Here is a 9,364-nt window from a genome sequence, read left to right as displayed (position 1 = left end):
ACAACCAGTTCAGCTTTCGTATTATCTATTCAAAAGTAGTTTGATATTTGTGACGTTTTTATGCATTTCGTGGCTGTCTGCCAACGGATATTAACTTTACCATAATAGTTTCCTTTTGTCAACACAATTTTCCAGTCTTTTAAATTTAATTGAAAATTCACTTATTTCTAGGTCTTACTTATTGGAGTATTGTTGTTTCCTTTTAGCGTATTCATCACTGTTGACTTTATAGCTTGATTAAAAAAGCAAACTTACACAATTAAGTCTATAAATTATAATAGGATTTATCAATTTTCAATTGTATCACTTTTAGGAATTACCTATTACGTATTATTTCAACCTTCCCTTACATCTAAACCCAGTGCTTTCACAATAAAAATACCAATCCCATACAAGCGGCATTGTTTTTTAATACACGTTTACCCAGGCAGGGATGGAAATTTTATGACAAAAGGAGGCAGCGAACATTTTTGTTCACCGCCTCCAGATTTAAAAACTATACTTTTGTACCTTTAACCAAGTTTAATACTTGATCAAATCGATAAAGGATTGAAGCAACTTCACCACGGGTAGCACCTCCCCTTGGGTCTAAGGTGCCATTTCCCTTCCCAGAAATCAAGCCGTTTGCAACTGCCCAACTCATAGGTGCTTTTGCATACTGGGAAATATTACTTTCATCTTTAAACGCAGTCAAATCAGAAATTTTTGTAGATTCATAGCCTTTGAACTGAGCATAGTTATAAAGGATAGACACCATTTGCTCGCGGGTGATTATGTCCTGTGGGCCAAATTTTACGTTCGCATAACCACTCACAATCCCCCTTATCTGCGCCCACGTAATAGAATCTGAGTACCAACTATCATTTGCTACATCCTCAAATCTATTAATTTTGCCTGTAGTTGGTTCACCTTCCATTCTCCAAAGTACAGTTACTATCATGCCACGAGTGGTATACAAATATGGGCTGAAAGTCGTTTCAGATGTGCCTGCAAACCAACTTTTTTCTACTACGTCATATACCGCTTCTGCAAACCAGTCCTTCCGTTGCACATCTTGAAAACTTACATTGGTTTGAGGATTTTCATGTTTATGAATTAGCTCAAAGGTAACGCTGATGGTTTGATTAGAGCGTACATTAGTAAAGGTATAGCTGTTCATTGCACCCACACTCTTACCATTTATCAGTACATCGGTAACCCGATAACCCTTATTGGGTGTAAAAGTGAAAGCAGCAGAACCTCCTTCAGCCACAGACATTGTTTTTCCAGTGCTTATGTTACCGCCCTCACCCGCAGTTGCAGTAATGGTATAATAGGTAGTGGACGAACCTCCACCGGTACCAGTAGGTTTCCTGTTAGCAAAAACAAAAGCGGAGAATGCGGAAGTCTGGAAGCTTATTGTTTTTGCTCCTAAATTAACAGTTGGGTTAATTCTTTGGGGCGTTTCAGAAGTACCATGATAATGTAAAATAATAAGATCATTAACATGAATTCCTACAGGAATTGGCATGGTAATCACAATCGGGGCTACTGGCTGGATATTGGTAGCCACAGGGGTTCCCATGTCGTCTAAGATATTAAGCTTTATATCCAACGCTACCGCATTTGCTATATTTGACGGAAGCGAAGGCATGGCTGCCGCTTCAACCTTTACCTGGGCCTTGTGTGGAGTAGTCACATCGGAGGATATGGTAAGTGATGCTCCAACAGCTTCAATATTACCAGAAATAACTGTGTTTAAGGAGGGTGCGACATCAAGCATAGTTTCAGAAATATTGGGATTAGCCGCAATCATGACTTCTTCCAATGTTTTTATTGTATCCATTCCAATCTTTTGCTTTTCTCCCTCAGACATAATCTGAATTATTTCTACAACCGTATCAACCTGTTTTACCAGCATTTCTTTCTCTTGAGGACTGACAGCTTCAATGCTTGAAGCTGGGGGAAGTTGGGCAGTGATGTCCTCAACCATTGAAACCTCATTAGATGTAGGAGGAATGCTAGCATTGTAAATAATATTTCCGTCGGTTTTGTATACTAATCGATTTGACACAGCTACAGGCGGCTTTTTTTGGTCATCCCAGTTGTCATACTCTGGCTCACCAGCGTTATCTGCCTTTACAAGAGTAACTGGCTCCTTAAATATGTTGGAATTTACGGAAATTGGTGCACTTAAATGAGCTCGGTGTTCTATTTGGGCATACCAGCTCCCATCAAAGGTATTACCTGAAATGATTAGGTTTTTATATCCATTGTCTGATAGCTCATTGTTCGTTGCTCCAACCAATAAGCCTATAGTCCGACTATTTTGAATCGTATTATTACTAATAATACCACTAACATTATTTGCAAGATGCACACCCGTGCGGTTAGCTTCAATCAAGCAGTTTTTTATGGTCACGTTCGTATTGTTAGCATAAATACCATTGCGTGTTTCCTTAATAATACAGTTTTCAATTGTAGCACCAATTGTCTGCTGGGCAACATTGATACCCTGACTAACCGGATTTGTATTCCAGTCAATTTTATTATCACGGGTAACAGTCACCGATTTAATTTTAGAATTGGAGTTTAAAATTACCGTGTTTGCTACCTCTGTTCCAACAAGAACAACATCCTCTGGTACATCCGTAATACTGGTTAAAGTAACACCAGTAGGTATGTTTATGCCAGTAATTTTATAAGTTCCGCTTTTGATGTAAATTGTGTCACCAGACGTTGCGGCACATAGCGCTTCCTGAATCGTTGCAAACCCGTCATCCGTGGTTCCATTGCTTGCTATCACTGAGCCTTTTTGGTAAGCCACTCCAAAATCGTAAGTGCTTTTTACCCATCCATCTGATGCAGTCAAACCATTGATCACATCCTGCCCGCTTGCTGCGCTAATTGGTCGCTGGGAATATACTTTGCCCATACCAAAGGTATTGATACCGTTAAAGGTAACTGTGGTCTTTATAGCATATTCTTCATTATCTTTATACATCAACCCCACATCGCCCCAAAGTGCGGTAAGATTTGCGGTATTAAAATCACTTACAGAAACTAAAGCCGAATTTGAGAAAGCGGCACCGCACTTTCCTGCGTTTTCCACCTTGAGTCCATGCACTACCATATTTGTTACTCCATGTACGTTTAATCCATGTCCCTTTTCAGATGAAACTGTAATATTTTCTATCTTGCCACTGGTGAGTGGCCCATTCTGTTGCATAAATTTAATTGCAGCAACGTTATCATCTTCGGAACTACTGATGACCTTTAAATCTTTCAACGTAACATTGTTTGCAGCCACTAAAAGACCACCTTGCCCGCTACAAGAGTAAGATTTTGCATCAATTACACTTGTGTCACCCATACCTTGTAGTGTTACATCGGACGCAGAAATGCGTAGCTGCTCATTTGCCGTTGCAGTATGTATACCAGCAAAAACAGTGACGGTGTCTCCTTCTTTTACAGCAGTAAGCGCTTCTTGCAGCGTTGCATAATAGATGCCGTTAATTTCTGCTGCAGCACCCTCTGAGTTTAGGGCAGAAACGGTATAAGTACCATCCTCATTGTCAGTTTGCTTGCAGCCAGGAGAAATATAGGTTGACACATCACTGTTAAAAATACCTCCAGTGATACGTGGATCTCCTGTATTTCTACCTGCTTTTAATGCACCTTGACCTTTTGCACCTATAAAAGTCCCGCCAGAAATATGGGAAGTAGCTTTTGCGTTAATACCGCCATCCCCATCGGTATTATCATTACCTGCAAGAACTGCCACTTTGCTTTTTGACTGATAAGTGCCACCAGAAATATGGGCATCAACCTCACCAGCCTCTCCAGCAATATAAAGTGCATAAAATGAGTAGGCACCATTATCAGAATGCTGGCACGCTACGGTTTGAAATACACCATCCTTTACTTCCGCATAACCACTTGATATAGCTAGCCCACCTTGCACACCAGTTACAGAGCCATTGTTAAAATACAATTCTCCGCGGCTATTAACAGCATAAGACCAATTCTTTTTGTTGTCAGACCCTATGGTCATTGTACAAGATGTAGTGTTAAAAATGCCGTTGTTCACAGTAGCTTTACCCTCATTATATAGTGCACAAGTTGCACCATCAAAAGTACCATTATTTATAATCAAAATTGCACCGGGCCTATTCTTAATACTTGCTCCGTTAGCATATACGCTCCCGGTATAAGTGCCATTTTCAATTGTTAAGTCTCCATAATTATCAACACACCCGTATCCACCCAATTCAGAACTTGAACTATTAATGGTTCCATTTCCTATGATGGTGAGCGTACCTCTGTTGATAATAGGACGGCCGTGAAAATCTTCCGAAACAGTAATGCTATTTTGATTTAAATCTAAAATAATCTTTTTGCTCTCTGGTACAGTTATAACATCTTCTTGGCTTATAACAATATTTGTTATTAACTGAATGGTTTCTCCATCATTTGCAGCCGAAATTGCATCGGAAGCTGATGTAAAATCCGCATCTTCGGTTCCAACTGTCAAAACCTTTGATTTCGCGTCTACTACTGTCATTTCTACTGTAGCATCCTCCGTAATAAATTCATGAAGTGCCATTACTGAAATAAACAATCCAGCCTGCTCTTCCCTAAATTTCGCTGCCTCTTCATCCCTTAGCCCAAAGTAAGAATCCATAGCGTTGGTAACCTGCCCCTTGATAATTCCTTTTTCCTCCTCGGCAGTAAGCTCTGTAAAACTTTCTACACTTGGCAATGCGGCAAACAGTTTTACTACTTTTTCATAGTCTGTTTTATCTTCAGTCTGTCCTTGAAGCACACATGGGTGACCCACTACTCGTTCCACATACCCACAGTTATCCCTATGGTCACATTCCATGGCCTCCTTACCCTCTACGGCTGGAGAATAGGCACAATCTTCCCAGTGGCTTTTTTCATCATTTTCGTCAGTATCAATACAGTTTTTATCACAAGGTATTTCTCCAATAGCCTCGACGGCAACTCCACAAGCATTTACACCAACATAGGAACAAGGCTCTGCATCCATAGCTTCCAAGTAGCCACATTCTTCACCGTGAACATGCGCCTCTGATTCTTCTAAAAATAATGATGGTTGTGTTGTTTCCATTGCAATTACCTGTGTTCCATACATTGAGAACATCATAGTAACACTTACTATCAATGAGATTAATTTTTTGCATTGTTTGACCATTTCTTATCCTCCTATCCGAATTAAATTAAAAATCAGCAGAACTCATTAGGCATCGGACATTTGCGTAATCTGAACAATTTCAATGTAACCTTTGATCCCTAAAAGCCTAAACTTGAAGATCGGTACTTATAATACCACCACCCTTTAAACATCTAAGTTTTACTAGCAAAAAATGAACAAAAACTTTTTATGACTCAACATCTTTAGATTTGATAAGGTAAATAAGCTTAATCTACATTACCTTGCTTATTCACTTCCTTATTTAAACAGTATTATAATTTATACTCTACCTCTGTACCATAGATAGGAACCCTTTTCCCCGTTTTGATTCGGGTACAAACTGAGACAAAAAAATAAATGCACACCCCTAAGAGGGTGTGCATTTATTAAAATTTAAACTATTTATCATATTTCTTAACCAGCTCTCTTAATCTGCCAGCCACAAGTACATTATCTTTGTACTCCAAAGGAATGTTATTCTGCCATTCATTTTCAAATATATCAGAAATCGTATTGATGATACTAACTTCTCGGGTGATTCTTAATTGGCCTCTGCAAGTGATCGCATACTGATTTCTTCTGCATAAATGAGAGCATTGTGTACGATTTTTCGTATTATTTTCTCTTACAAATCCCAGACTATAGTTCTTCTTTTTTTCTAATAGATCTGCAGTGTCATATATATGACGTTTAATTTGGCTATGATTCATATATATTTTCTTCCCAAGATGCAGAGACAAATCTTCTAAATACCATTTATCTTTTTTTAGCATTTTTTCAATATCATTATAATAGCATAATTGTCTGAAACTTGTTTCACTGACATATTTATCATAAACATAGTTTTCGTGGTTTTGTAACAAGCTTAAAATTATTTCTTTTTTTTCTCCATATATTTTATTGGTTTGTAGTATATCACTTAATAACTCTTGACTCATAGTGATAAAAGCTAAACCAATGGCGAAAATAAAACAAGTATCACCAGTTCTTTCAATTTTTTTAATCAGATCTATCAATTCCATGCGCTCGTCATCATTTTTTACCATTTTGTGTAAAATACAGCCCCTTAAATGGTTTTTTAGTCTCATCCCACAAGAATCAACGGAATAAGGATCTGAAAATGTTATAGTATACAGCTCATCATTAGACAATCGATTGCCTATAACAACGCGGTGACCTTTTACAAAATAATAGGAGTAAAACATTTCAGGATTATTTCCCGAGAAAAAAAAGTATTCATTAAAATTTGGATATGGATAAAATAAATCCATTACTTCAGAAAACTCATGATGTCTTTTTAAATAATCTATATCGGAGATAAAAGTAACAGAATGGCCTTGCTCTAATACTTTAATCATAGTTTCTTGAAATCTGATATTATAATATTCATCCGACGTTAACCATTTAAATTGTTCATTGTCATATAAACTAATTTCATATTTTTTATCTGTTAATAGAGTTTTATCCAGTAAATCCAGCAAAGATGCGAATCTTCCAAATGATCCTTGAACAACAGGTACAGAACAATATATTACATTTTCCTTTGTACTTATAATAGCGCCTCCAACATTAGCTACAAATTCCGACTCTCCTAAAAACCGATTTATACAATCTCGAAGATATGTATCACTCTTTGGCATGTTAGGATAAATTCTTTCAAAGAAGTTTTCTAAAGCAAATTCCTTTTTTTCTAAATTCACTTGAATCAAATAGTCTACCACTTTATTATAATGTTTAGATCTAGAATTAAAGGATCTTTTTCCTAACGCCCATTTATTTACCACAGTTCTTTCTAAATATAAAGCATTTGCTAAATCTGTGTATGATATATGCAAAACTTTTAGTAAGTAACCTATTGGATATATTTTTTTCCTATTCATATTGCCACCTCATTACTACAACAAAAATTCATTAACTAAAAGCAGTGTGATTGATAAAAACAATTGTCCGTTTGCCATATAAACAGCTAGGTTCATTTTTAGTTAATTACTTATTATATTAAAAAAGCAAAAACCTATCAACAAGCAAAATTAGCAAATTTAACTTGATGTAGTTAATTCAAATGTCTTAACTCTGCCAATTTATTTTTAAATACAAATTGGTGATCAATCATCAAGTCTACCAGCAAGGGATCAAACATAGCTCCACTTTCATTCTTAATCTTTAACATCACATACTCATGGGATAAGCTCATGCGGTAGGGGCGATCAGATGTTAGTGCGTCATAATAATCACATAAAGCACAAATTCTGCCTACTACAGAAATTTCATATCCTTTTAATTTATTAGGATACCCATTTCCATCAAACCTCTCATGGTGCTGGGCGATTGATCTTAAAACTACATCTAAAAAAATTTGGGTTGATTGATTTGTATTAGAAGTTCGTAGAATATCCGTAAAAATTTCCAACCCATACTCCACATGTCTTCTGATTTCTTGGCGTTCCTGAAATGTAAGCTCATTTCTATTGTTCAATAGTCCCTGATTCAAATAAATTTTTCCAATATCATGATATATAACACCATTTTTTATATGCACGATTTGATCTTCTGTTATTTCATCATAAAGACGCATATCCACTGCTAATTGAGCCAAAATTTTTGCATATTCAGCCACATTCTCACAGTGCCGAAAAGTATATTTATCCAACTGCCGATAAAGTGACCATGGATCCAAATCATCCCTTACCAAGTTATTATTTACATCAAATATATTATTCATTCTTTCCACCTACTTACGTACTTTTATTCATTACCAATATAGAAAAGTTTAATATATAATAGAAAGTTAGGTTCTTCTATCCATACAAGCAAACCTGGATTAGATTTTACACTCCAAAAAATTAGAATTAACGATTATATATACTTTTCTATTATTCTATATTGTATTTTGAAACAACAATTATTCCAACCGTTTTCAGCGTGTTTCCCCGTTTTAAATCGGGGTCAAAATGTGCCATTGTTTTCTCAGTGGGATGTCTAAACAACCATACTTCTACTATCAAATCCGAACATAAGAATTTACAATAATATCACAATTAAAAACAAAAAAAGATACCATTTAATTTGTTATGCGATTGTTATTTTAGACAAAAGCACTACACAATAATGTATCTCATACATCAAAGTTAGTATTTATTTATTCCCTCTTATTGCAAAATAAGAAATTTAGGGATTAAGAATAGGACTAAAATTGAAAACAAACATGAATTAATATCTACTGAAATTTTTTAAACCATATCAACATTACTTGCTACTGAGAAGTAGGCATACCCTTAAATGTATTAACTAAGTCTGTAGAAGAAACAAGAAATTCAGATGATTTTATTTGAGTCAATGATAATTCCATCGCAGTTTGATTTTTATTTTATACAATCTGAAAAATATTAATAAAGAAATGAGGGTGCTTTTTAGGAAAGGTTTAAATAACAAGAATGGATAAGATCTAGATATTATTGACTTTAGCAGTCACCTGTATTGTAGCCTTCAGCAGGGATGCCCTAGAACGGCTCCTGCCACAGTGCTGGTTGGCTTGATGGGTGATTCGATGAATAAAATGTTGTCAATTGATGCTTGCCATCTTTATTTTTACAATCTACTTTTCTTTATTTCCATTTCTGAATCAGGACACATACTCATATTAATTTAAATTTTTTTAATTATTTTTATACTAATTACTTTTAAAAATTCAACTAACTTGAATATTTATAAAATAATGTATGCTAAGTATATTTTTATAAGCGTGACGAAACGGTCTGAATCGCACTCCAATCATTATCGCAATGACGTTTTTATTACACATAAGTAATCTGATTCCTTTTTTTGATCAAAACAATATGATATTTTCATTTCCCAAATACCTCTAAAAAGCTTTTATTTTCACAAAAACCTCCTATACAAAACTGTATCAAAATGAACCAGCAGTATAGGAGGTTTTGTTATTATCAAAGCTTTTTGTTTTTCCCAAAAAACAGGAGATATATTCATTAATTAATTCAAAAAAGAGAACTGCAATAAACAGTTCTCTTTTTGAATGGATTCTGGCAACCATCTACTTTCCCAGGCAGCTACCCACCAAGTATCATCGACCGCTCAGGTCTTAACCGACGTGTTCGGAATGGGAACGGGTGTGTCCCCTGAGCGCATCATCACCAGAAATTTTTAGGC

The 9,364-nt window shown here is 35.8% G+C and carries 3 protein-coding genes and 1 rRNA gene; all 4 read right to left on the bottom strand.

Going from position 1 to position 9,364, the window contains the following annotated elements; genetic code table 11:
• Positions 1-496 precede the first annotated feature (496 nt).
• The 4 genes from ABVZ64_RS10045 to rrf all read right to left on the bottom strand — a co-directional run bounded on the left by ABVZ64_RS10045 (position 497) and on the right by rrf (position 9,353).
• Positions 497-5,197 (bottom strand): S-layer homology domain-containing protein, encoded by a 4,701-nt coding sequence (locus tag ABVZ64_RS10045; RefSeq protein WP_352400883.1) that lies wholly within the window; start codon positions 5,195-5,197, stop codon positions 497-499.
• A 398-nt stretch (positions 5,198-5,595) separates the two neighbouring features.
• Complete coding sequence (locus tag ABVZ64_RS10040; RefSeq protein ID WP_352400882.1) at positions 5,596-7,077, bottom strand: hypothetical protein; 1,482 nt, start codon at positions 7,075-7,077, stop codon at positions 5,596-5,598.
• A gap of 173 nt (positions 7,078-7,250) precedes the next feature.
• Positions 7,251-7,919, bottom strand: coding sequence for an HD-GYP domain-containing protein (locus ABVZ64_RS10035; protein WP_352400881.1), 669 nt, complete (start codon positions 7,917-7,919; stop codon positions 7,251-7,253).
• 1,316 nt (positions 7,920-9,235) lie between these two features.
• Positions 9,236-9,353, bottom strand: a 5S ribosomal RNA gene (gene rrf / locus ABVZ64_RS10030).
• Between the last annotated feature and the right edge of the window lie 11 nt (positions 9,354-9,364).

It is taken from the genome of Anaerotignum sp., assembly GCF_040307045.1.
Taxonomy (GTDB): Bacteria; Bacillota; Clostridia; order Lachnospirales; family Anaerotignaceae; genus Chakrabartyella.
The sequence above is the reverse complement of the archived record's forward strand: the minus strand, read 5'-3'. Positions and strand labels throughout refer to the sequence as shown.